This window comes from Pseudomonas sp. W2I6 (assembly GCF_030815935.1).
In the GTDB taxonomy this organism is placed as follows: Bacteria; Pseudomonadota; Gammaproteobacteria; order Pseudomonadales; family Pseudomonadaceae; genus Aquipseudomonas.
The window spans coordinates 5095543-5117664 of the sequence record NZ_JAUSXJ010000001.1; the positions used below are offsets into that span (position 1 = coordinate 5095543).

Genomic DNA, 22122 nt, shown 5'->3' on the forward strand with positions numbered 1-22122 from the left:
TCCTGCCCGAGATTCGGACAGAAGGAAAAAAGGTGGAGAGTCGATCTGTAAGCCGGGTTCTGTCTTGAACAGTCATTCGTCTACGATGGCCATCACTGGACATCTTTAGCAACCTACCCGGTCCCAGCGCGGGCCACGCCTTGGGACCCTATTTGGTCTTGCTCCAAGTGGGGTTTACCTAGCCACGAACTGTTGCCAGTCGTGCGGTGCGCTCTTACCGCACCTTTTCACCCTTACCGGTACCGAAGTACTTAGGCGGTTATTTTCTGTGGCACTTTCCGTAGGCTCACGCCTCCCAGGCATTACCTGGCACTTCGCCCTATGGAGCCCGGACTTTCCTCCCCCCTCTAATTTTCATAGAGGGCAGCGACTGTCCAATCGACTCTCCGCCGCGCAGGTTAACGGCACGGCGGCGTTAGAACAAGTATTAAAAGACACTAATGCCATCATGTTCAGACGGAGTGCAGGCTGGAACCCGGAACTATTCGCCCTTTTGTTTATCCAGCGCCACTTGATACAGGACGTTCTTGCGTACGCCGGTTATTTCCGCGGCCAATGCAGCGGCGCGCTTCAATGGCATCTCCTTGAGCAGCAGGTCAAGAATGCGCATTGCCTCGCTGCCCACGACATCTTCGCTTTCCGGCGCCGACCAGCCGGCTACCAGCACCACGCACTCGCCGCGCTGCTGATTGCTGTCGCCTTCCACGAATTCGCGCAGTTCCTGCAGCGGCAAGCCCTTGAGGGTTTCGAAGGTCTTGGTGATTTCCCGCGCCAGCAGTGCCAGGCGATCGCCGCCGAACACCAGCTCCATATCCTGCAGGCACTCAAGGATGCGGTGCGGGGCTTCGTAGAAGATCAGCGTGCGTGGCTCTTCCTTTACCAGTTCCAGGCGCGCCCGGCGCCCGACGGCCTTGGCAGGCAGGAAGCCTTCGAAGATAAACCGGTCCGACGGCAAGCCGGCAGCAGACAATGCAGCAATCAGCGCGCACGCTCCCGGAACAGGCACTACATTGATACCAGCCGCCCGCGCCTGGCGAACCAGATGATAGCCAGGGTCGGAAATCAGCGGCGTACCCGCATCCGAGATCAACGCCACGTCATCACCCGCCAGCAAACGAGTGATAAAACGACTGCCTTCTTCACGCTCGTTGTGTTCGTGACAGGCGGCCAAGGGGGTCGGAATACCGAAATGCTGCATCAACCGCTGGGAGTGCCGAGTGTCTTCAGCCGCGATCAGTTTTACGTCGCGCAACACTTTCAGCGCACGCGCACTGATGTCGTCCAGGTTGCCAATGGGCGTCGCCACGACAAAAAGCGAGCCTGCAGTGGAATTCAAAGGACCTGGAGCAGTCAAAACGCACACCTCGATGGTTGGCAAAAGCCACATTGTAGCGCGTAGACGCCTTGAATATATGCCCTCGGGGCGGGTTCGATTTCAGCCGCCTATTGGGTCCTGCAACATTTACACGACCTAAATAGACGGTTTCACGCCAGTAACATCGCGCCCCGGCCAGTGCTTGGGTACAATTCCACGCTAATTTGATCGGTATCAGGAACACTTACATGATCGCTTGCCTGCGGCTGTTCTCTGCCCTCTGCCTCGCTGCCCTGTTGGCGGCTTGCGCCAGCTCGCCCTCGTCCAGCCTTGGCGACCTCCCCCGGACTCCGGATGCCAGCATCGAGCAACTGCTCGAACAGGCGACTTCGGCCAAGACTCCGGAAAAAGCCGCGCTGTTGCGCTTGAGTGCGGCTGACCTGGCGTTCCACCAAAACAATCCGGGACGCTCGGCGCAGATTCTTGCCCAGGTGCCACTGGATGTCCTGAAACCGGCGGCGCAGGTATTTGCCAGCACCCTGTCGGCTGAACTGGCGATGGCCCGCAACCAGCCCAAGGCAGCGTTGACGGCCTTGAATCACCCGAGCCTGCAAAGCCTCAAGGAACTGCCGCCTGAACAGCAGATCCGCACGGGCACCGTGCATGCCCGCGCCTATGAGGCCGACGGCCAGACCCTGGCCGCCGCCCGCGAGCGCGTCGCCATGGCCCCGCTGCTGACGGGCGATGCCTACAACAACAACCACGAAGCCATCTGGGCACTGATTGCCGCCTTGCCTGCCGATCAACTGCAAGCCAGCGGCAACCCGACGCTGGACGGCTGGATCAGCCTGGCCCAGGCAGTCAAGGGCGCCGGTACTCTGGAGCAACAGCAGGCGGCCATCGACACCTGGCGCGCCCAGAACCCTGGCCACCCGGCAGCTTCGCAATTGCCGCAGCCGCTGACCAAGCTCAAGGAACTGGCCAGCCAGCCGCTGAACAAGATCGCCCTGCTGCTGCCGCAGGAAGGTCCGCTGGCCGGCGTTGCCAAGGCGCTGCGCGAAGGCTTCATGGCCGCGCACTACCAGGCTGAACAAGCCGGGCAGAAGCCGCCGGTGATCGAGTTCTACGACAGCTCGCGCCTGACCTCCATCGACGACTTCTACGCCAAGGCCCAGGCCGCCGGCGTGCAACTGGTGGTCGGCCCGTTGGAGAAACCGCTGGTCAAGCAACTCAGCGCACGCCCGCAATTGCCGATCACCACCCTGGCCCTGAACTACAGCGAAGCCGACCAGAACCCGGCGCAACTGTTCCAGTTTGGCCTGGCCGCTGAAGACGAAGCCCGTGAAGTGTCCCGTCGTGCTCGCGCCGATGGCCTGCACCGCGCCGCCGCCATGGTGCCGAAAGGCGAATGGGGCGAGCGCGTCTACAAGGCATTCCGTCAGGATTGGGAAGCCAATGGCGGCACCGTGGTGGGCGTCGAGTACGTTGACCAGCCGGTAGCCCTGGCCCAGCAGATTGCCGACCTGTTCCAGTTGCGCAAGAGCGAAGGCCGCGCCAAGAGCCTGCAAAGCACGGTAGGTTCGGATGTTTCCGCCCAGCCATCGCGCCGCCAGGACATTGAGTTCATCTTCCTGGCCGTGACTCCGCAACTGGCCCAGCAGATCAAGCCGACCCTGAACTTCCAATACGCTGGCGACGTGCCGGTGTATGCGACGTCCCACGTGTTCAGCGCCAGTGGCGACAAGAACCAGTACCTGGACATGACCAACGTGATGTTCTGCGAAACCCCTTGGCTGCTGAACACCACCGATCCGCTGCGCAACCAGGTCGCTGCCCAATGGCCACAAGCCAACGGCAGCCTTGGCCGTCTTTATGCGATGGGTGTGGATGCCTACCGCCTGGCGCCGCGCCTGGGGCAGCTCAAGGCACTGCCGGACACTCGTGTCGACGGCCTGTCGGGCAACCTGGGCGTCAGCGCCAGCCAGCGTGTCGACCGCCAGATGCCATGGGCGAAGTTCGTCGGTGGCGAGATCCAGCGCCTGCCTGATACCCCGCGCTGATGCCCGAGCGGTCAAGCGCACAAAGCGGCAAGGACGCCGAACTTCAAGCTCTCGAGTACCTGCAACAACAAGGTCTGCGCCTCCTGGCGCAGAACTGGTTATGCAAACGCGGCGAGCTTGATCTGGTCATGCTTGACGGCGATACAGTAGTATTTGTCGAAGTCCGCTACAGAAAACACGCACAATGGGGTGGCGCGCTCGCCAGTATCGACGGGCGCAAGCGCCAGAAGTTGATACTCGCCGCGCAGTTTTTCCTGCTCAAGGAGCGTCGCTGGGCCGATCATCCCTGCCGTTTCGATGTGGTTGCCATAGAAAGCACTCCCCGGGGAACAGCCGATCTGAACTGGCTGCAAGATGCCTTTGACAGCTGATTCGCCGGACATCTACACCGCACACTTTTGCTCTTTGCTTTGCGGGCTGCACATTCCTGTGCCAAACAGCCGCGCTACTTAAGGTCACACAGATGGACATGCAATCCCGAATTCGCCAGCTTTTCCAGGCCAGTATCGATACCAAGCAACAGGCGATGGACGTACTTGCACCGCACATCGAGCAAGCCAGTCAGGTCATGGTCAACGCCTTGCTCAACGAAGGCAAAATGCTTTCGTGCGGCAACGGCGGTTCGGCCGGCGATGCCCAGCATTTCTCCTCCGAGCTGCTCAACCGCTTCGAGCGTGAGCGCCCGAGCCTGCCGGCCATCGCCCTGACCACCGACACCTCGACGATCACCTCGATCGCCAACGACTACAGCTACAACGAAATCTTCTCCAAACAGATCCGCGCCCTTGGCCAGCCGGGGGACGTCCTGCTGGCGATCTCCACCAGCGGTAACTCGGCGAATATTATTCAAGCGATCCAGGCCGCACATGATCGTGAAATGATTGTCGTAGCATTGACCGGACGCGACGGCGGCGGCATGGCCTCGCTGCTGTTGCCCGAAGACGTGGAAATCCGCGTCCCGGCCAATGTCACCGCACGTATCCAGGAAGTCCACCTGCTGGCGATCCACTGCCTGTGCGATCTGATCGACAGCCAACTGTTCGGGAGTGAAGAATGACCGTTAAACGCCTTAGCCTATTGGCAATCACGCTGTGCCTAGGCATCAGCGGCTGCAGCTCGGTAATCGAAGCGAGCCGCGACACGCCCATCCAGGACGATAAAGGCACCCGCACTTTCGGCAGCAAAATCGATGACTCACTGATCGAGACCAAGGTTTCCGTCAACGTGTCCAAGGCCGCTCCAGACCTGGGCAACGGCGCGTCGCGCATCGTGGTCGTCAGCTTCAACGGCGTGGTGCTGCTCACCGGCCAAACCCCGCGTGCCGACTTGAAGGCCCAGGCTGAACAAGCTGCCGCCACTGTGCAGCGGGTCAAGAAAGTTCACAACGAACTGCAGGTGATGGACCCGATCACCCTGCTGGCAATCAGCAACGACGCCCTGCTGACCACCAAGATCAAGACCCAGATGCTGACCGACAGCGCCATTCCCGGCTCTCGGATCAAGATCGTCACCGACAACGGCATCGTCTACATGATGGGCCTGCTGACCCAGGCAGAAGCCACCCGCGCCGCCAACCTGGTACAAAGTGTGTCCGGCGTACAGAAGATCGTGAAGCTGTTCGAATACATCGACTGATTTACCGTCAGCCACAAAAAAGGGCGCCGTGCATGGATTGCACGGCGCCCTTTTTATTGACTACAGGTTACTGGTACTGCTGGTACGGGTTGCCCTGGAACTGGTTGTTCTGCTGTGGCGCCTGTTGCTGCTGGGCGGCAGGCTGACCGTACTGCTGGCCCGGGATCGGGCCCAGGTTGACCTCTACACGACGGTTCTGGGCACGGCCATTGACGTCGGCGTTGCTGGCGATCGGGTTATCCGGGCCGGCACCGCGGGCACTCAGGTTGGTCGGGCTGACACCTTGGGAGGTCAGGTAATTGGCCACGCTCTGCGCACGACGCTGGGACAGGTCCATGTTGAGCTGACGGCTGCCGGTGCTGTCGGTGTAGCCAACGATCTGGATGGTGTTCTGGTTGAACTGCTTCAGCGAGTTCGCCAGGTTGTTCAGCGGCGTGTAGAAGCTGCTGGAGATCGCATCCGAGTTGGTGGCGAAGGTGATGTTACCCGGCATGATCAGCTTGATCTGGTCGCCCTGGCGCTGCACTTCGACACCGGTGTTGGCCATGCTGGCGCGCAGTTTCTTTTCCTGCTGGTCGGCGTAGTAGCCGTAGCCCGCACCACCGATACCGGCGACGGCAGCGCCGATCAGCGCACCCTTGCCGCGGTTGTTGTGGTCGATGGCTGCACCCGCCAACGCACCGGCCAGGGCGCCCAGGCCACCATACTTGGCGGTGTTGCTCACACCAGAAGAGCCACCACCCTGTGCCTGGCTGCCGTCATAAGGATTAGGTGAAGCGCAGCCCGACAACAGGGCTACGGCAGTAGCAACAACAAGCAGACGACGAGAAGTGAACATGAAGGAAGCTCCTACTTTTGCATTCGGTGATGCAGAGGACATTGGCATTGGACCTGTGCCGAGCTTGGAACACGACAAACGGTAAAAATTCCATCTCCACACAAGCCCGGCCACACTCAAACCCTAGCAGAGACTTCCTGAACGGTAATTGTCATTTTCTCTATATGTTTCGTCTGATAGTTGCCACTTGGTATCCGAAAAACTACCCACATTTTGCTTCACGCGCGGACAAACGGATTCTCACGCATTTCATCTCCCAGGCGCGTATCCGGACCGTGCCCTGTCACCACCACCGCCGCTTCATCCAGGGTGTAGAGCCGTAGCTTGATCGAGCGCACGATGGTCGCCTGGTCACCGCCCCACAAATCCGTACGGCCCACGCCGCGCCGAAACAGGGTGTCGCCGGCAATCAGCAACTTCGCATCGGCGAACCAGAAACTCATCGAGCCGGGTGTGTGTCCAGGTGTATGCAAGGCAACCCCGCAACCACAGGCCAGCTCTTCTTCATCCTCCAGCCAACGATCCGGCGACGGCACTGGCGTATAAGGCACGCGGAACATCTGGCACTGCATTTCCAGGTTGTCCCACAGAAACTGGTCGTCCTTGTGCAAGTGCAGGGTAGCGCCGGTTTTTTCCTTCAACTGCCCGGAGGCCAGGAAGTGATCGAGATGGGCGTGGGTGTGAATAATGCTGACCACTTTCAGGCCCAGCGCATCGAGGCGCGCCAGGATCAGCTCATGGTTGCCGCCCGGGTCGACGACGATGGCTTTTTTGGTGACGGGGTCGCCGATGATCGTGCAGTTGCACTGCAACGGGCCTACCGGGAACGTTTCGCGGATCAGCGCGGGAGACTGAATATTCATGGGTATTCCTGCAAATTCAAAGGCACACTCTTTTGTACTGCATTCCGGCGCACAGTATGTTCGACCCTGCACCCGATCCGAAAGCGCTCGCGAGCGCACGGCTGTCAAACCCGGCAACTGCTAAGCTACTCTGGCGCCAGTCATACAACGCGCAACGTATAGCGCATGGAGTGGGACTTATGGCGACCCTCAGCCCATTGATCATCTGCGAACACTGCGATTGCGTGTACGAAAAAGTCGCGCTCGCCAAACATCAGAAGACCCTTTGCACCCGCTGCGCAGGCGTACTCCAGCGCTATAACGGGCTGTCGGTGGAACAACGCCTGGCCCTGACCCTGACCGCCACCGTGCTGTGGATTTTCGCCAACTTCTACCCGGTGATGAGCATCAGCCTGCAAGGCCTGAAAAGCAGCGCCACGTTATGGGATTCGGTGGTCGCACTGGCCCAGGGCCCGATCACCTTCATCGCGCTGGTGGCGGCGATTTCCATCATCATCGCGCCGGTGTTCCAGTTGCTGCTGTTGATCTGGGTGCTGGGCTTTGCGATGAAGGGCCAACGCTCGCCGGCGTTCAAGCTGTGCATGCGCTGGCTCGAAGCGCTTCGGCCCTGGAGCATGCTCGAAGTCTGCCTGCTGGGCGCCATGGTGGCGGTGTTCAAACTCGCCGGCATGCTGGATGTTTTGCCCGGCACCGGCCTGTTTGCCCTGGCCGCCCTCAGCCTGTTGCTGATCCGCATTGCCGGGCGTGATATTCGCGACCTGTGGGACATTTTATGAGCCGTCCACCGACCGCCAGCGAGCTGAACCTGTGCCTGTGCCACAGCTGCGGCCAGGCTTGCGACGTCAGCACCGCGCCCGACGAATGCGAGCGTTGCGGCGCGCCGCTGCACCGGCGCAAGGTCCATTCGCTGACCCGTACCTGGGCCTATATGCTGACGGCGCTGGCGTTTTACGTGCCCGCCAACTTACTGCCGGTGATGAACACCTCGATGCTCGGCTCGGGCGCCGACAGCACCATCATGAGCGGCGTGCTGGAGTTCTGGCAGCACGGCGCCTGGGACATCGCCCTGATCATTTTCATCGCCAGCATCGCGGTGCCGGGTATCAAGTTCGTCGCATTGACGTTGCTGCTGGTCACCGTGCAGCGCAATAACCAGTGGGCGCGCAAGGAGCGCTCGAAGCTGTTTCGCTTCGTCGAAGTGATTGGCTACTGGTCGATGCTGGATGTGATCGTGGTGGCCTTGGTGGCCGCCCTGGTGCGGTTCCAGGCCCTGGGCACCATCGAGCCACGCCTGGGCATTCTGTTCTTTGGCCTGGTGGTGGTTTTCACCATGCTCTCGGCAATGAGTTTCGACCCGCGCCTGATCTGGGAAAACCCACACAACGAGGAGATGCCGGATGGCGTCGCAAACCACTGACAAACCGCAGCCTGCGGGCTCGCCTGCGATCAAGACGCGGCGCTTCAGCGTCTCGCTGGTGTGGATCGTGCCGATTGTCGCGGTGCTGGTGGGCATTTCGCTGGTGGTGCACAGCATCCTTCAGCAAGGGCCGAGCATTACCATTACCTTCAAGACCGGCAGCGGCCTGACCGCCAACAAGACCGACGTGAAATACCGCAACGTGGTGATCGGCCAGGTGACTGATGTGGAGTTGAGCGACGATCAGAAAAGCGTCAACGCCACGATCAAACTGTCCAAGCAGGCTGAAAGCTTCACCCGTGAAGACTCGCAGTTCTGGGTGGTGCGCCCACGTATCGGCGCCGGTGGCGTTTCCGGTATCGACACGCTGCTCTCCGGGGATTACATCGGCGCCGATATCGGCCAGTCCGATACCCGCGCCAACCGGTTCACCGGCCTGGAAAACCCGCCGCCCATTACCTATGGCGAACCGGGCAAGCGCTTCACGCTGCACACCCAGGATCTGGGTTCGCTGGATATCGGCTCCCCCGTGTACTACCGCAAGATTCCCGTTGGCCAGGTGGTGGCCTATGCCCTGGACGCTGACGGCAAGGGCGTGAACATCGACGTGTTCGTGCATGCACCCAATGACGCCTACGTCACCGAGAACACCCGGTTCTGGAACGCCAGCGGGATTGATGTGAGTGTCGGCGCCAACGGGTTTGCGCTGAAAACCGAATCCTTGTCGTCCATGCTGGTGGGCGGCATCGCCTTCCTCGCCCCGCCCTACAGCCCCAACGACAAGCCGGCCGACGAAGAACACTCCTATGAACTGTTCGCCGACCAGCAAACCGCGCTGGCCCCGCCCAATGGCAAGGCGCAATACCTGAACCTGCGGTTCGACCAGGCCTTGCGCGGGCTTACGGTGGGTGCGCCAGTGGAGTTCCTGGGTATCGAATTCGGCAAAGTGGTGTCGATCAACCTGGATTTCGACGAGAAAAAACGCAGCTTCCCGGTCAACGTCGGCATCGTGATCTACCCGCAGCGCCTCGGCGAAGCCAACACCAAAATGCTCACGGTCTTGAAGCATGACCCCAACGACGAAGCCGGCGGTGTGCGCCTGATAGGCAGCTTCATCGAACACGGCCTGCGCGCCCAGGCCCGCAGCGGCAACCTGCTCACTGGCCAGCTCTATATCGCCCTGGACTTCTTCCCCAAGGCCGACAAAGTCGCGTTTGACCCGAACCTGCGCCCCGTCAGTATTCCGACCATCCCCGGCAACCTGGAACAACTGCAGGAAAAACTCGAAGGCATCGTCAACAAGATCAACCAGCTGCCGATCGAGCGAATTGCCGGCAACCTCGACGGCAGCCTGGTGGAACTGCGCAAGGGTCTCGGCCAGTTCAACGCCAAGACACTGCCGGGGGTGCAAAACACGCTGGCCGACGTGAGTAAAACCCTGCAATCCGCCAGTTCGACCCTGGCCGAGGATTCGCCGCAACGGGAACAGTTGACCCAGACCCTGGACGAACTGAGCCGCATGTCGCGCTCCCTGCGAGAGCTGTCGGACTACCTGGCACGCCATCCCGAATCGCTGATTCGCGGTCGCCCCGACAACGCCGCGCCCTCCGACCTGCAAGGGCCACCGCGCAAATGACCACAGGAGCAACCACCATGGCTTTGCCGCTGAAGATCACGCTGCTCACCGGGTTGCTGCTGCTGACGGCGTGCCGCAGTGAGCCCATTCAATTTCATACCCTGACGCCGGTGCAGCGCAGCAATGCGTCATTGGCCGCGGGGGGCGAGATCCGGATTGAAAGCATCACGGTCCCGCCACAGGTCGACAGGCCACAGATTGTCATCCGCCAGGGTGACAGCGGCGTGGCCATTCTCGAGACGCAATGGTGGGCTGCCAGCCTGGTGGATGAGTTGCGCAGCGCGCTGGTGGATCAACTCGCCAGCAGCCGGAAAAACCTGGCGGTGCGCATTGAGGTCCAGCGCTTTGACTCGATCCCCGGGCAGTACGCCCTGCTCGACGTCAAATGGCGGCTTCGCCAGACGGGCACGGACGAACGCACGCCGCTGACATGCCGGACGGTGGTGCAGTCGCCATCCGGCCCGACCATTGACGACCTGGTGATCGCGCAGCAAAACAACGTCAAGCGGTTTGCCGCACTGCTCAGCCAGGCCGCCGACAAGTCATCGAGTGAGTGCCCCGCCGTGCGGTAAACATTGATCCGGGGGATCGAGCCATGCGCACATTCTGGAAGTGGTATCAGCAACTGCTGGAGAATGACTTCAGCACCCAGGTCTTCGACAATGTGAAGAACCTGCTGGTATGCGCGCTGTTGTTTGCTGCGGGCACCAACGCACTGGCCGGGAAACATGAGCTGTTCCTCGGCATCCTGGCGTCAAGCGTGGCCGGGTGGGGCTTGATCGTGGTCTCAAGCTTGCTGATGGTGCTGAATGTGAGCGATGGCATCCGCCGGCTCGCCAAACTGCGTTATCACCTGGTCCTTCAGCTGCTGCTTATCCTGATCTATGTGCTGGTGGCAGCCCGCGTGGTGGAAATCGTCTGGGGCTTTCGATCCCATTGATCCAGGTTTCTACCCCAGCAATCCCATCTCCTGCGCCCGCGCCACCGCCTGTGTGCGCCGCTCAACCCCGAGCTTGCTGTTGATATGGCTGGCGTGGGTTTTCACGGTGTGCAGGGAGATAAACAGCTGATTGCTGATCTCCTGGTTTGAACAACCCTGTGCGATCAGGTGCAGCACCGCCAGTTCACGGGTGCTCAGGGTCTCCAGTGTGTGTGGGGTTTCAACTACTGCAACATCCGGCAAGAGTGCCAGCAGGCCCTGGTTCATCAGTCCATGGGGATCCCGAGACAGCTGCTCCCGCGTCCACTCGGGATAGCGTTCCAACAGGCGCTGGAAAGGTTGCATCGCGCCACCGGCAGCCGCTTCAAGCGCGCGGGCAAACACCGGGCGGGCCTGGGCTTCCTGGCCACCGTCCAGCAGTAACAGTGCCTGCTGGGTCAGCGCCATCAGGCTGATCATCTGCCGGCCGCTGTTATGGGCCTGGCGTGCCAGTTCATCGAGCCGTTGCAGTGAAGCCGCCGGCTGATGACGGATGGCGTCGAGTGCCGCCTGTTGCAACTCGATATGTTGCGGCAGGTGCGGGTGGAACTCCGGTGCGGCAGCGGCCTGTTCACCGTTGTAGGTTTGCCCCAGCCGCGTCAGCCAGGCATCGGCCAGGTCGGTGCGCCCCTGAGCCAGCCATAGCTCGCATTTGACCAGGGTGATCATCGCCAGATAGAAAATCGGCGGCACGTCCCAGATATGCATCAAGCGCTCGGCCTCGGCCAATTCGGCAAAGGCCACGGAGAAGTCGCCACGGCGACCTTCGAAGCTGGCGATCACACAGTGGCCGATCAACACGCTGATATCCCGACAGGCTCGCGCCTCCGTCAATCCGGCACGCAGCCGAGCGAGCCCGGCTTCAGGCTGGCAGCGCATCAGCAGCAAATAGCCTTCGTACAACGCCAGGCGCGCGCGCACTGCGTACAGGCGTTGCGGCGCCAGGCCTTGCAAACGTTGCAGGCCCTGGCGCACTTCATCCAGCGACCGCAGGATCTCGCCACGGGCCTGCAGTACGCGCGCTCGGTCGTAATGGGCCAGCGCTTCAAACAATGGATTGCCGACCCGCTGCGCCAACTCCAGGGATTCGCGGTTCAGGCCGCGGGCGCGCCACAGGTCGGCGTCGACAATGGCCAGGTTGGACAGGGTCGACAGGCACATCAACCGCTGGCCATAGCGTTTGTGCGGCAGGCTTTCCAGGGCCTCGCTGCAATACGACTGGGTCAGCTCACGATCACCACGGCCCCGGGCAATAATCCCGCTGAGGGCCAGCCATTGCGCCAGCATCGACTTTTGCGCGGTGGCCGACGGGGCCGGTAAAAAACGGCTGAGGTGGCTGGCCAGTTCCTGCGCCGCATCCAGCTGGCAGGCCAGGCCCAACGCCCAGCTGTAGAGCACGATCAGGCGTGGCGTACTCATCAGCAAACTGTCGGGCAAGTCCATTTTCCAGCGCAGCAGCATGCCGACATTCTGCTCCGCCAGCAGTTGCTCTTCGGACAGGTTCTGCACCAGGTTTGCCGCCACATCCAGGTGACCCGCACGCAGCGCCTGCTCCACTGCCTCGTCGATCAAGCCCTGGGCATTGAACCAGCGGCAGGCCCGCAGGTGCAGGCTGGCTGCCGGCAACACGGCATTGCTCGCGCGCCGGGTGCGCAGCAGGTCGGAAAACAGATGGTGATAACGGTACCAATGGCCCTGCTCGTCCAGCGGCACCAGGAATACCTGGTGGGCTTGCAGGTAGCGCAGGATTTCCGTGCTGTCGTGGGCCTCGCGCACGGCGTCGCACAGCTCGCTGCAAAAGCGCTCCTGGGACGCGGTGTCGTAGAGGAACGCCTGGACTTCCGAGGGCAGGCAGTCGATGACTTCTTCGAGCAGGTAATCGCGGATCAGCCCTTCCCCGCCGTGCAAACCCTGGGGCAGCGTACCTTCGCTGCCGGCCTCGGAAGCCGCCAGCAGCCAGAAACGCAGGCCGGCCACCCAGCCTTCGCTTCGCCGGATCAGGTTATCCAGGGCTTCACCACGCAATGAACTGCTGTGGCGATCCAGCAGCGCTAGGGATTCGCCGTGAGTCAGGCGCAGGTCCTGCTCGTGCAGTTCCAGCAAATGCCGGGACAGGCGCAGGCGGGCCAGGTGCCAGTCGGGACGCTGGCGGCTGGTGACCAGCACCAGCAGGCCGTCGGGCAGATGATTGAGGAAAAATTGCAGGCAGCGGTCGAGTACCGGGCCCTGGGCCAGATGGTAGTCATCCAGCACCAGCAACAGCGGCGCCTGGGTCGACAGGTGCACCGTCAGTTCATCCAGCAGGCCGTCGAGCCATTCTTCAAAGGCGAAGGGTTGGTGACGCTGGCGCATTTTCAGCAGGCCCAGGGATTGGGCGCCCAACTGCGGGAAGTATTGCTGCAAGCCGTCGAGCAGGCGTTCAAGAAAACGTCCCGGGTCGTTGTCCCGGGGACTTAGCCCCAACCACAGGCTTTGCCAGTGGGCCGGCAGGCTCTGGCAGAACTCCACCGCCAGCGAACTCTTGCCGAACCCGGCCGGGGCGCTGACCAGCAACAGACGCCCGGCCAACCCTTCACTCAGCCGTTCGCACAGGCGTGGTCGCAACACGTAGCCGTCAGGCAGTGGGGGTCGATAGAAGCGCCCTTCCAGGGTCGGAATCACCGCGCTGGCAGGCCCTTGAATTCGGGACAGATCAGTCATCGCCGGGCTCTTGTAGAAGGCTGTTGTCGGCATTGCAGATGTCCGCAGACTAGCGGTAAAAGCGGCAGCTTTGTAGATCTTTGCAACATTTGTCTGAAAAAGACTACAACAAAAAATATCCGGACTTCATCTGTAACGACCGACACTCTGTGGCGAGGGAGCTTGCTCCCGCTGGAGTGCGCAGCGCTCCCGTTTTTGGGGCTGCTACGCATCCCTGCGGGAGCAAGCTCCCTCGCCACAGTGGTCCGGCAAAAAAAAGCCCCGAACCAGTCGGGGCTTCTTCGAGGATGCGGCCTCGTTTACAGCAAGTTAGCGAACACCATCCTGGCGCAGGGCTGCCGGGGTGAAGTCGCTGGTGGTGGCGGTGAAGCCGAAGTCATAGGCCTGTTTCTCTTCGTTCTTCATGCCCAGGGCCAGGTAGCGGCCGGACTGCAGGTCGTAGAGGGTTTCGAGGGCGTACCACGGCACTTGCTTGTCGTAGTAGTTCTCGGCATGGGCTTCAGCCACGCGCCACAGCTGGCCACGACCGTCGTAGTGGTCGATGACCGCGGCTTGCCAGGTGTCTTCGTCGATGAAGAAGTCACGCTTGGCGTAAATGTGGCGCTGGCCTTCCTTCAGGGTTGCAACCACATGCCACACACGACGCAGCTCGTAGCGAGCCAGGTCCTGATTGATGTGGCCGGCCTTGATGATGTCGACATACTTGAGCTTCGGATCGTCAAGCTTGTAGCTGTTTTCGGCGATGTACAGTTCCTTCTTGCCTTCCAGTTTCCAGTCGTAGCGATCCGGTGCACCGTTGAACATGTCGAGGTTGTCGGAAGTCCGCAGGCCGTCGGCGGCGGTACCCGGGCCGTCATACGACACTTGCGGTGCCCGGCGCACACGGCGCTGGCCGGCGTTGTAGACCCACGCCGAACGGGGCTCTTTCACCTGGTCGAGGGTTTCGTGCACCAGCAGCACACCACCGGCCAGACGTGCCGGCGCAGTCACTTGCTGCTTGAAGTAGAACAGGATGTTGCCCGGGTTTTTCGGGTCGTAGTCCTTCATCTTGTCGCGGAACACGAACTGATCGCGGAAGTACACCAGGCTGAACGAGCCGTTGGTTTGCGGCGTGGCCTGGGTCACCAGGCGGGTCACGCTGCCGCCGCGATAGCGGGTGATGTGGTTCCAGATCACTTCAACGCCGCTTTTCGGAATCGGGAACGGTACGGCGGTTTCAAAGTTTTCCAGGCCGTTGCCGCCGGACACCAGGTTGGTGCTGGTGGCGTTTTTCTTGATGGCGGCGAACACATCAGCTGGCACCGTGGCGCCGCGATGGGTCGGGTAGACCGGCATCTTGAAGGTGTCGGGGTAGCGCTTGAACATCGCGTACTGCCCCGGCGCCAGCTTGTCCTTGTACTGCTCGACGTTCTGCGCGGTGATGGTGAATTGCGGCTGTTCGCTGGCGTACGGGTTGGCCAGGAAGCCACGGGCATCCACGGCACCGGCGTTGGTGGGCAGTGGCGACCATTTAGGGATGGTGCCGGCCGCGTTACCGGCCATTTCGGCGCCCATCGGGGTCAGGGTCGTGCCGAGCTTGGCGGCTTCATCCGCCGAGACCGCCGCCATGACGCTACCCGCCATGATCGACAGCCCCAGCACACCCACCTGCAACAGATTTTTAGTTATTTTCATGTTCTGGTTCTTCCTTAAAACATACTGCTTAAAGAGAGTGTGCTTAGAAGTTCACGCCAGCGCTCAAGGCGATAAAGTCACGGTCATCCACCGTGGTGAATTTGCCGCCAAAGAAGTTGGTGTAGTTGAGGCTGACGGTGTAGGTGTTCTGGTACTCGGCATCGACACCCAGGCTGACGGCCTTGCGCCCCTCTTCAAAGTTGCCGCCAGGACCTGGCGAGTAGCCTTTGACGTCATGGGACCACGCCACGTTGGGCTTGAGGTTTACACCGGCGAAGACGTCCGGGTACTCCCAGATGGCACGAGCGCGATAGCCCCAGGAGGTGGCCGTGGTGTAGCCGTCGTTGTTGCAGTTGGTGTTCAGGCCAGCGGCGTTCGGCAGGCCGGCGCCGTTGGCCGTCGAGTTGTTAAGGGCGTTACAGAACCCGCCTGGCAGCGTGCCAGGACCGAAGACCGGATCTCGGCCATAACGTGCGTCGGATTTGCTTTCCAGGCCACCGACGTGGGTCACGCCAATTTCACCGACCGTGGTCAAACGACTGGCGCCCATGACCTGATCAAAGAAGTGCGTAAAGGTGGTCTGGAACTGCGTCACTTCCTTGCGATTGTAGCCATGCAGATCCTGGCCTGGCGTGCCCTTCAGCACCGAGGCATTCCCGTAGCCCGGAATCGGCGTGACACCCGCATAAAGAATGTCGGTGGTGCTTAACTGTACTGGCGCATTTGGCCGATAGCTCAACTCACCGCTCCAGGCAGTACCGGTAGGCAGCGTGGTGGAGAAGCTCAAGCCGTAAAGACGAATGTCTTCAGGGTATTCGATGAAGTAATTGGAACTGCCCGCAACAATCAGCGGCCGCAGTGCTCCCAAAGGCCCCAGAGGCCGCGTGTAGGCCGAAGCTGGAGCGCCTTGGGCGCTGAAGATCGGCGCACGGCTGTGGTAGTTCATGAAGTAGGCGCCGAACTCGGTATCCAGCGGCTCGAAGTTGTAGTGCATGGCCACGCCGAACTGGCCGCTGTCGCGGGCGTCACGGTCCGGACCACGGCGCACCAGCACGCCTTCTTCGTTCACGTCCACGCCCAGGGCGCCAAGGGTAGGCAGTGCAGCGCCAGGAATGGTGGAGCGCTTGTTCAACACCCGCAGGTTGTTGTTACAACCATCGGAAACCACATCCGGCTGCGAGAAGAACGTCCCGCAGTTGTCGGTCACCGTCTGGTCCCACTCCAACTGATAGAACGCTTCTGCCGACAAGTTATCGGTCAGCGTCTGGGACACATAGAACATGTTGACCGGGATCAGGCCTTCCTTGATCTCGGCCCCGGGACGACGGAATGCGGACACGTCGATCGGGTTGATGGAGTTGATACCGCCACCAATAAAGGTACTTTCACCCCAACTCACCACCTGCTTGCCGAACCGCACGTTACCTGGCAGATCAGCAATGGTGTAGTTGTGATAGATGAATGCATCGAGAATCTGCCCGCCAGAAGACTTGGCGCCCTCTTTGCGGTTGTTGTTGCTGACATTCTTGAAGTCCAGGTCTTCGTTTTGCAGCGCGAAGTCATACCAGTACTTGCCCCGGACAAACACGCCGGTGTCGCCGTATTTCAACTCTAGGTCATGAATGCCTTTGAAGATCTTCGAGAAGGAATCACCTTTGTCGAAGTTCAGGTGACCGTCATCCGAGGTTTGCGACAACCCCCTGCCACCGTTGTTGGCACCGATCAGGTCTTTATTGCGACCCGCCGTCGACCAACTGGCCCCGACCGACAGGGACGAGTCAAAGCTGCCTTCGATTTCACCGATGTTGAAACTGACGCCGAATGCAGGCCCGGCGAGCGTAGAGGCGAGGCTGACGGCCAAGGGCAGTTTTGCCCGGCGCCAGAACTGGTGTGCTGAGATCATCGACGCTACTCCATGTGCATTATTGTTATGGCAGTGAGTCGTTTCCAAGGGCTTGTAACGGCCGGAATACAACGATTCCAATGCCGGGCGAACACATGAACCCGCCGGGCTCACAGCACCGCACCTTGAAAAACTCTGGGATGAACTATAGCCAGCAGGGGGTACCGCTTGATCCCTCTAAAGTGTGATTTGCATCACCAACCCGTCTGCCACAGTCCTTTTCGCCATGCTGACGAAGGTCAGCGACGGAAGGATGGCTGAAAATTGGCAAATCACAAGTGAAGGCTTGGACTAGAGCGCTGCCGTGCCCGCGAGGGCACGGCAAGCAGCGTCAGAGGGTAGACAGGAAGGTGCTGTTGTTGGCCTGCCATTCGATGATGTCGATACGGATACGTTTTTTGTCGAGCTTGCCGACGCTGGTCTTGGGAATTTCCGTAACAACGGCGATCTGGCTTGGAATCGCCCACTTGCTCAGGTGGCCCAATTCCACGAATGGCTTGAGATGTTCCTTGAGCTCCTTGGCCCCTATCACATGGCCATCACGCACCACCAGCAACGCAAACGGGCGCTCACCCCACTGCGGGTCGGCAATCCCCACCACCGCTACTTCGCGTACCGCCGGGTGGCGGCTGACCAGGTCCTCAAGGGCCAGCGAGGAGATCCACTCGCCGCCGGTCTTGATCACGTCCTTGATGCGGTCGCGAATATCGATCACGCCGAAGGCATCGAGGGTGGCCACATCGCCGGTGTGCATCCAGCCGCCGGCCCACAACTCGGCGCCCTTCTGCGGCTCGTTGAAATAGCCTTCGCTGAGCCATGGCGCGCGCAGCACCAGCTCGCCCTGGGATTCACCGTCGGCGGGCAGGAAGTTGCCCTCACCATCGATGATCGCCGCTTCCACCAATGGGCCGGGCACGCCGGCCTTGATGCGGTAGGTGGTGCGTTCGTCTTCGGTGCCGGCCATCAGTTCTTCATTGAGATGGGCGCAGGACACCAGCGGCCCGGTCTCGGACATGCCGTACGCCGCCGTCAGCTGAATCCCGCGGGCCTTGGAGGCTTCATACAGCGAACGATTGAGGGCGCTGCCACCGATGACGATTTTCCATCCGCCGAAATCCACGCCCTGGCCGGCCTTGGCGTTGAGCACCATTTGCAGGATGGTCGGCACACAATGGGAGAAGGTGACCTTCTCCTTGCGCCACAGCTCCACCAGGTATTCGGGGTCGTAGCGGCCTGGATAAACCTGCTTCAGGCCGAGCATGGTCGCCACATACGGCAGGCCCCAGGCGTGGACGTGGAACATCGGAGTGATCGGCATGTAGACGTCGTTGGTGCCCAACAGACGCACGCTGTCGACGCTGCCCATGATGGTCGCCACGCCCATGGTGTGCAGCACCAGTTGGCGGTGGGTGAAGTACACGCCCTTGGGATTGCCCGTGGTGCCGGTGGTGTAGAAGGTGGTGGCGACGGAGTTTTCGTCGAAATCCTCGAAGTCATAGCGGGGGCTCGCCGCCGCGAGCAATGTTTCGTACTCACCCACCAGGTTCGGCAGCTCGGCGGTTTTGTCCGCGCCGTCGGTGAGCAGCAGGGTTTTGTCGACGGTGGTGAGGTGGCCGGCGATGGCCTGGTAGAGCCCCACGAACTCGCTGTTGACCAGCACAAAGCGGTCCTCGGCGTGGTTCATGGTGTACAGAATCTGTTCCGGGGACAGGCGCACGTTGATGGTGTGGATTACCGCACCAATCATCGGAATGGCAAACATGCATTCCAGGTAGCGGTGGCTGTCCCAGTCCATCACGGCCACGGTGTCACCGGCCTTGACCCCGGCCTCGGTCAGCACATTGGCCAGGCGGGCGACGCGCTCGATCAGGGTCGGATAGGTATAACGCAACTGGTCGCGGTAGACGATTTCCCGGGTCTTCTCGTAGCGTGTCCCGGACATCAACAGGCGTTTGATCAACAGCGGGTATTGGTAGGCGCCTTCGGCGGGCGGGATAACACGAGTCTGCAACATACGAATCCCTTATCTGACTGCACGGTCTTGGCTGAAACATCTGCACTGTAGAGCGCTTATGTTTCAGCCAAATCACCCAAAGGAATGATTTGCAGAACCCCATGAATGCTAGCTTTGCGCCAGCATCCGGCTTATTTCATGCTGGTAAACGCCAGCTTCACGCCGATGGCAATCAGCACCGCGCCCATGGTGCGGTCGAACCAGTGGCCCATGCGTGCAAAACCGGCGCGTACGCGTTGCTGGCTGAACAGCATGGCCACCAGGCAAAACCAGATCGCGGTCGCCACGGCCAGGTACACGCCATAACCGGCCTGGACCGCCAACGGCGTGTGGGGATTGATCACCACGGTGAACAGCGACAGGAAGAACAGCGTGGCCTTGGGGTTCAAGCCATTGGTGACAAAACCTGAGGTAAACGCACCACGGGCGGTGCGCTCGCCCGCTTCCAGGTGCAGGTCTTCTTCACTGGCAGGCTTGGCCGGCTGGGCGCGCAGGGCCTTGAAGCCGATGTACAGCAGGTAGGCCGCCGCCGCCCATTTCAGCGCATTGAACAGCACGATGGACTGGGACACGATCAAGCCGATGCCCAGCAGCGAATACCCCACGTGCAGGAAAATCGCCGAACCGACGCCCAACGCCGTCCAGGTGCCGGCCCGTCGGCCATGGGTCACGCTTTCACGTACCACCACGGCGAAATCCGGGCCAGGGCTGGCCACCGCCAACAGGTGAATCAGTGCCACGGTCAAGAACTCGGTGAGGTACATGCACACTCCAGGAAGTAACTGATTATTTCATCTGATAGGCTCGGCAGATTACGCCTTCGAATCCCGCCGCAAAAGGTACAGTTGATGACGAACAATCGCCGCGCCGTCTTCCTTGATCACCCTTCCCTGGACCTCGGGGACCTGGACCTCAGCGGGTTGCAGGCACTCTTCAGCGAACTGAGCCTGCACCAGCAGACCACACCCGAAAACATTATCGAACGCCTGCAAGGCGCGCAGGTGGCCATCAGCAACAAGATCGCGCTGAATGCCGAGACCCTGGCGGCCTGCCCCGAGCTGAAGCTGATCCTGGTGACCGCCACCGGCACCAACAACGTCGACCTCGCTGCCGCCCGCGCCCACGGCGTTACCGTGAGCAATTGCCAGGGTTACGGCACGCCATCGGTGGCGCAGCATACGATCATGCTGCTGCTGAACCTGGCGACGCGCCTGAACGACTATCAACGGGATGTGCAGGCGGGGCACTGGCAACAAGCCAAGCAGTTCTGCCTGCTGGACTATCCGATCGTCGAGCTGGAAGGCAAAACCCTCGGCCTGCTGGGCCATGGTGAATTGGGCGGTGCCGTTGCGCGCCTGGCTGAAGCCTTTGGCATGCGCGTGATCCTGGGTGCGATTCCAGGCCGCCCGGCCCGCGCCGATCGCGTGCCGCTGGATGAGTTGCTGGCGCAGGTCGACGCACTGACCCTGCACTGCCCGCTCAACGAACACACCCGCGACTTTATCGGTGCCCGCGAACTGGCGCTGCTCAAGCCCGGCGCGTTTATCGTCAACACGGCCCGTGGTGGCTTGATCAACGAACAGGCCCTGGCCGATGCCTTGCGCAGTGGGCACCTGGGCGGCGCGGCGACCGATGTATTGAGCGTGGAACCGCCGGTGAACGGCAACCCATTGCTGGCCGGCGACATCCCGCGCTTGATCGTCACCCCGCACAACGCCTGGGGCAGCCGCGAAGCCCGGCAGCGGATCGTCGGCCAATTGATCGAAAACACTCAGGGCTTTTTCAGCGGCGCCCCGCTGCGTGTCGTCAGTTGATAAACTGCGCCCCTTTTCAAGGAGCAGACCATGGATCCGCGCAGTGAAGTACTGCTTCGCCAGGCCGAACTTTTTCAAGGCGACGTGCTGCTGGTGGGCTTGCCCGCCGACGACCTGCTGGGCCGCCTGCCCAATGCCCATGGCTGGAGCTGGCACGCCGGCGACCAGGCCGCACTGGACGCACGTTTTGCCGAGCGCAGCCAGTTCGGTGTGAACGTGCCCGAGCGTTCGTTCGAGACCGCGGTGGTGTTCCTGCCCAAGTCCAAGGACCTCACCGACTACCTGCTCAATGCCGTGGCGGCGCGTTTGCCCGGCAAGGAGTTGTACCTGGTGGGGGAGAAGAAAGGCGGCATCGAAAGCGCGGCCAAGCAACTGAATCCGTTCGGCAAGCCGCGCAAGCTCGACAACGCGCGGCACTGCCAGTTGTGGCTGGTGACGGTGGCCAACGCCCCCGAGCCGGTAGAACTGGAGAGCCTGGCGCAGGTGTTCGAGGTGCCGCTGGCTGAGGGCCCGCTCAAGGTGGTGAGCCTGCCGGGCGTGTTCAGCCACGGTCGGCTGGATCGCGGTACCGCACTGCTGCTGGAGCATCTGGACAAGTTGCCGAGCGGTCACTTGCTGGATTTCGGTTGTGGCGCGGGTGTGCTCGGGGCAGCGGTCAAGCGTCGCTACCCGCATAACACGGTGACAATGCTCGACGTGGATGCCTTTGCCGCTGCCAGCAGTCGCCTGACACTGGCGGCCAATGGCCTGGAAGCCGAGGTGTTGACCGGTGATGGCATCGACGCTGCTCCGATGAATCTGAACGCGATTCTGAGCAACCCGCCGTTCCACGTCGGGGTGCACACCGATTATTTCGCCACCGAGAACCTGCTGCGAAAAGCGGCCAAACATCTGACAAAAGGCGGCGAACTTCGCTTGGTCGCCAACAGCTTCCTGAAGTATCAGCCGCTGATCGAAGAGCATCTTGGGGTGTGCGCAATCAAGGCAGAAGGCCAGGGTTTTCGCATTTACCGTGCCAAGCGCGGCTGAGGTCTTTTTCCAAAAGAAGGCTTGCCGAATGGATTTTGCCTAGGCAGAATCCGCTCCGTCCTAGGGGAGTAGTCTCCCACGAGCGCCACGCTCGTCCGGCATACGTCAACATACTTGGTCAACAGGCCATGGCGTATGCGACCCAGGAGTCCGCACAGACGGACCGGGGTTTGACAAGACCTATGACACGAACACCTTACCCGGGGCGGGAAGGCTGTACGTGTCATAGCCGTGTCGACCCGCCC

19 protein-coding genes, 1 other RNA gene and 1 riboswitch are annotated in these 22122 nt (G+C 61.2%); of the genes, 11 read left to right on the forward strand and 9 right to left on the reverse strand.

Annotation, left to right across the window (positions count from 1 at the left end):
* Positions 1 to 32: 32 nt before the first annotated feature.
* Together rnpB and rsmI are read right to left on the reverse strand one after the other, a co-directional pair.
* An RNA gene (gene rnpB / locus QF039_RS23455) (RNase P RNA component class A) lies at positions 33 to 386 on the reverse strand.
* A 95-nt stretch (positions 387 to 481) separates the two neighbouring features.
* Positions 482 to 1387: a 16S rRNA (cytidine(1402)-2'-O)-methyltransferase gene (gene rsmI, locus QF039_RS23460; RefSeq protein ID WP_307520971.1), complete on the reverse strand. Its 906-nt coding sequence runs from the start codon at positions 1385 to 1387 to the stop codon at positions 482 to 484.
* A 176-nt stretch (positions 1388 to 1563) separates the two neighbouring features.
* On the opposite strand from rsmI, the gene QF039_RS23465 reads away from it, so the two are divergent.
* The 4 genes from QF039_RS23465 (at position 1564) to QF039_RS23480 (ending at position 5010) form a co-directional block, all read left to right on the forward strand.
* Positions 1564 to 3375 carry a penicillin-binding protein activator gene (locus tag QF039_RS23465; protein WP_307520973.1) on the forward strand — a complete coding sequence of 604 codons (1812 nt, stop codon included), beginning with the start codon at positions 1564 to 1566 and terminating at the stop codon, positions 3373 to 3375.
* Positions 3375 to 3746: a YraN family protein gene (locus QF039_RS23470; protein WP_076014393.1), complete on the forward strand. Its 372-nt coding sequence runs from the start codon at positions 3375 to 3377 to the stop codon at positions 3744 to 3746. Before QF039_RS23465 ends, QF039_RS23470 begins: the two co-directional genes overlap by 1 nt.
* Positions 3747 to 3838: 92 nt before the next feature.
* Positions 3839 to 4432 (forward strand): phosphoheptose isomerase, encoded by a 594-nt coding sequence (locus tag QF039_RS23475; protein WP_003216190.1) that lies wholly within the window; start codon positions 3839 to 3841, stop codon positions 4430 to 4432.
* Positions 4429 to 5010, forward strand: coding sequence for a BON domain-containing protein (locus QF039_RS23480; RefSeq protein WP_003216188.1), 582 nt, complete (start codon positions 4429 to 4431; stop codon positions 5008 to 5010). The genes QF039_RS23475 and QF039_RS23480 overlap by 4 nt, the downstream gene beginning before the upstream one ends.
* A gap of 67 nt (positions 5011 to 5077) precedes the next feature.
* On the opposite strand, the gene QF039_RS23485 is transcribed toward QF039_RS23480, so the two are convergent.
* Positions 5078 to 5848 carry an OmpA family protein gene (locus QF039_RS23485; RefSeq protein WP_032899265.1) on the reverse strand — a complete coding sequence of 257 codons (771 nt, stop codon included), beginning with the start codon at positions 5846 to 5848 and terminating at the stop codon, positions 5078 to 5080.
* Between the two features lie 218 nt (positions 5849 to 6066).
* Entirely contained in the window at positions 6067 to 6711 is a 645-nt protein-coding gene (locus QF039_RS23490) for an MBL fold metallo-hydrolase (RefSeq protein ID WP_307520979.1), read from the reverse strand.
* A gap of 179 nt (positions 6712 to 6890) precedes the next feature.
* Between QF039_RS23490 and QF039_RS23495 the strand changes: the two genes are divergently transcribed.
* Genes QF039_RS23495 through QF039_RS23515 form a run of 5 tightly spaced genes read left to right on the forward strand, consistent with a single transcriptional unit; the run spans position 6891 to position 10704 of the window.
* Positions 6891 to 7487: a paraquat-inducible protein A gene (locus QF039_RS23495; protein ID WP_008434242.1), complete on the forward strand. Its 597-nt coding sequence runs from the start codon at positions 6891 to 6893 to the stop codon at positions 7485 to 7487.
* The gene (locus QF039_RS23500) at positions 7484 to 8128 is read left to right on the forward strand and encodes a paraquat-inducible protein A (RefSeq protein WP_003216181.1); all 645 of its coding nucleotides are present in this window, start codon (positions 7484 to 7486) and stop codon (positions 8126 to 8128) included. The genes QF039_RS23495 and QF039_RS23500 overlap by 4 nt, the downstream gene beginning before the upstream one ends.
* Positions 8109 to 9764, forward strand: coding sequence for an intermembrane transport protein PqiB (locus QF039_RS23505; protein WP_307520981.1), 1656 nt, complete (start codon positions 8109 to 8111; stop codon positions 9762 to 9764). Before QF039_RS23500 ends, QF039_RS23505 begins: the two co-directional genes overlap by 20 nt.
* A 17-nt stretch (positions 9765 to 9781) precedes the next feature.
* Complete coding sequence (locus tag QF039_RS23510; RefSeq protein ID WP_008434246.1) at positions 9782 to 10336, forward strand: membrane integrity-associated transporter subunit PqiC; 555 nt, start codon at positions 9782 to 9784, stop codon at positions 10334 to 10336.
* 23 nt (positions 10337 to 10359) lie between these two features.
* The gene (locus QF039_RS23515) at positions 10360 to 10704 is read left to right on the forward strand and encodes a hypothetical protein (protein ID WP_003216175.1); all 345 of its coding nucleotides are present in this window, start codon (positions 10360 to 10362) and stop codon (positions 10702 to 10704) included.
* 9 nt (positions 10705 to 10713) lie between these two features.
* Here QF039_RS23515 and QF039_RS23520 read toward each other — a convergent pair whose 3' ends face one another.
* The 5 genes from QF039_RS23520 to QF039_RS23540 all read right to left on the reverse strand — a co-directional run bounded on the left by QF039_RS23520 (position 10714) and on the right by QF039_RS23540 (position 19798).
* On the reverse strand, positions 10714 to 13443 hold the full coding sequence (locus QF039_RS23520; protein WP_102369891.1) for a LuxR C-terminal-related transcriptional regulator: 2730 nt from the start codon (positions 13441 to 13443) through the stop codon (positions 10714 to 10716).
* 309 nt (positions 13444 to 13752) lie between these two features.
* Complete coding sequence (locus QF039_RS23525) at positions 13753 to 15117, reverse strand: DUF1329 domain-containing protein (RefSeq protein ID WP_008434250.1); 1365 nt, start codon at positions 15115 to 15117, stop codon at positions 13753 to 13755.
* A gap of 43 nt (positions 15118 to 15160) precedes the next feature.
* Positions 15161 to 17020 carry a DUF1302 domain-containing protein gene (locus QF039_RS23530; protein WP_102604709.1) on the reverse strand — a complete coding sequence of 620 codons (1860 nt, stop codon included), beginning with the start codon at positions 17018 to 17020 and terminating at the stop codon, positions 15161 to 15163.
* A 331-nt stretch (positions 17021 to 17351) separates the two neighbouring features.
* Positions 17352 to 19034: a fatty acid--CoA ligase gene (locus tag QF039_RS23535; protein ID WP_134327311.1), complete on the reverse strand. Its 1683-nt coding sequence runs from the start codon at positions 19032 to 19034 to the stop codon at positions 17352 to 17354.
* 131 nt (positions 19035 to 19165) lie between these two features.
* Complete coding sequence (locus tag QF039_RS23540; RefSeq protein ID WP_003216169.1) at positions 19166 to 19798, reverse strand: LysE family translocator; 633 nt, start codon at positions 19796 to 19798, stop codon at positions 19166 to 19168.
* Positions 19799 to 19882: 84 nt separating this feature from the next.
* Between QF039_RS23540 and QF039_RS23545 the strand changes: the two genes are divergently transcribed.
* Positions 19883 to 20848, forward strand: a complete 966-nt coding sequence (locus QF039_RS23545; RefSeq protein WP_102604708.1) for a 2-hydroxyacid dehydrogenase — start codon at positions 19883 to 19885, stop codon at positions 20846 to 20848.
* A 30-nt stretch (positions 20849 to 20878) separates the two neighbouring features.
* The gene (locus QF039_RS23550; RefSeq protein ID WP_307520990.1) at positions 20879 to 21877 is read left to right on the forward strand and encodes a class I SAM-dependent methyltransferase; all 999 of its coding nucleotides are present in this window, start codon (positions 20879 to 20881) and stop codon (positions 21875 to 21877) included.
* A 51-nt stretch (positions 21878 to 21928) separates the two neighbouring features.
* Positions 21929 to 22048: riboswitch (yybP-ykoY riboswitch) on the forward strand.
* The last annotated feature ends 74 nt before the right edge of the window (positions 22049 to 22122 follow it).

Excerpts from the sequence above, each read along its gene's own strand:
- QF039_RS23545 (WP_102604708.1), top strand. The coding sequence starts at position 19,883 with ATGACGAACAATCGCCGCGCCGTCTTCCTTGATCACCCTTCCCTGGAC.
- rsmI (WP_307520971.1), bottom strand. The coding sequence starts at position 1,387 with ATGTGGCTTTTGCCAACCATCGAGGTGTGCGTTTTGACTGCTCCAGGT.
- QF039_RS23475 (WP_003216190.1), top strand. The coding sequence starts at position 3,839 with ATGGACATGCAATCCCGAATTCGCCAGCTTTTCCAGGCCAGTATCGAT.
- QF039_RS23510 (WP_008434246.1), top strand. The coding sequence starts at position 9,782 with ATGGCTTTGCCGCTGAAGATCACGCTGCTCACCGGGTTGCTGCTGCTG.
- QF039_RS23525 (WP_008434250.1), bottom strand. The coding sequence starts at position 15,117 with ATGAAAATAACTAAAAATCTGTTGCAGGTGGGTGTGCTGGGGCTGTCG.
- QF039_RS23470 (WP_076014393.1), top strand. The coding sequence starts at position 3,375 with ATGCCCGAGCGGTCAAGCGCACAAAGCGGCAAGGACGCCGAACTTCAA.
- QF039_RS23495 (WP_008434242.1), top strand. The coding sequence starts at position 6,891 with ATGGCGACCCTCAGCCCATTGATCATCTGCGAACACTGCGATTGCGTG.
- QF039_RS23530 (WP_102604709.1), bottom strand. The coding sequence starts at position 17,020 with ATGATCTCAGCACACCAGTTCTGGCGCCGGGCAAAACTGCCCTTGGCC.
- QF039_RS23485 (WP_032899265.1), bottom strand. The coding sequence starts at position 5,848 with ATGTTCACTTCTCGTCGTCTGCTTGTTGTTGCTACTGCCGTAGCCCTG.
- QF039_RS23550 (WP_307520990.1), top strand. The coding sequence starts at position 20,879 with ATGGATCCGCGCAGTGAAGTACTGCTTCGCCAGGCCGAACTTTTTCAA.
- QF039_RS23500 (WP_003216181.1), top strand. The coding sequence starts at position 7,484 with ATGAGCCGTCCACCGACCGCCAGCGAGCTGAACCTGTGCCTGTGCCAC.
- QF039_RS23480 (WP_003216188.1), top strand. The coding sequence starts at position 4,429 with ATGACCGTTAAACGCCTTAGCCTATTGGCAATCACGCTGTGCCTAGGC.
- QF039_RS23540 (WP_003216169.1), bottom strand. The coding sequence starts at position 19,798 with ATGTACCTCACCGAGTTCTTGACCGTGGCACTGATTCACCTGTTGGCG.
- QF039_RS23520 (WP_102369891.1), bottom strand. The coding sequence starts at position 13,443 with ATGACTGATCTGTCCCGAATTCAAGGGCCTGCCAGCGCGGTGATTCCG.
- QF039_RS23515 (WP_003216175.1), top strand. The coding sequence starts at position 10,360 with ATGCGCACATTCTGGAAGTGGTATCAGCAACTGCTGGAGAATGACTTC.
- QF039_RS23505 (WP_307520981.1), top strand. The coding sequence starts at position 8,109 with ATGGCGTCGCAAACCACTGACAAACCGCAGCCTGCGGGCTCGCCTGCG.
- QF039_RS23535 (WP_134327311.1), bottom strand. The coding sequence starts at position 19,034 with ATGTTGCAGACTCGTGTTATCCCGCCCGCCGAAGGCGCCTACCAATAC.
- QF039_RS23490 (WP_307520979.1), bottom strand. The coding sequence starts at position 6,711 with ATGAATATTCAGTCTCCCGCGCTGATCCGCGAAACGTTCCCGGTAGGC.
- QF039_RS23465 (WP_307520973.1), top strand. The coding sequence starts at position 1,564 with ATGATCGCTTGCCTGCGGCTGTTCTCTGCCCTCTGCCTCGCTGCCCTG.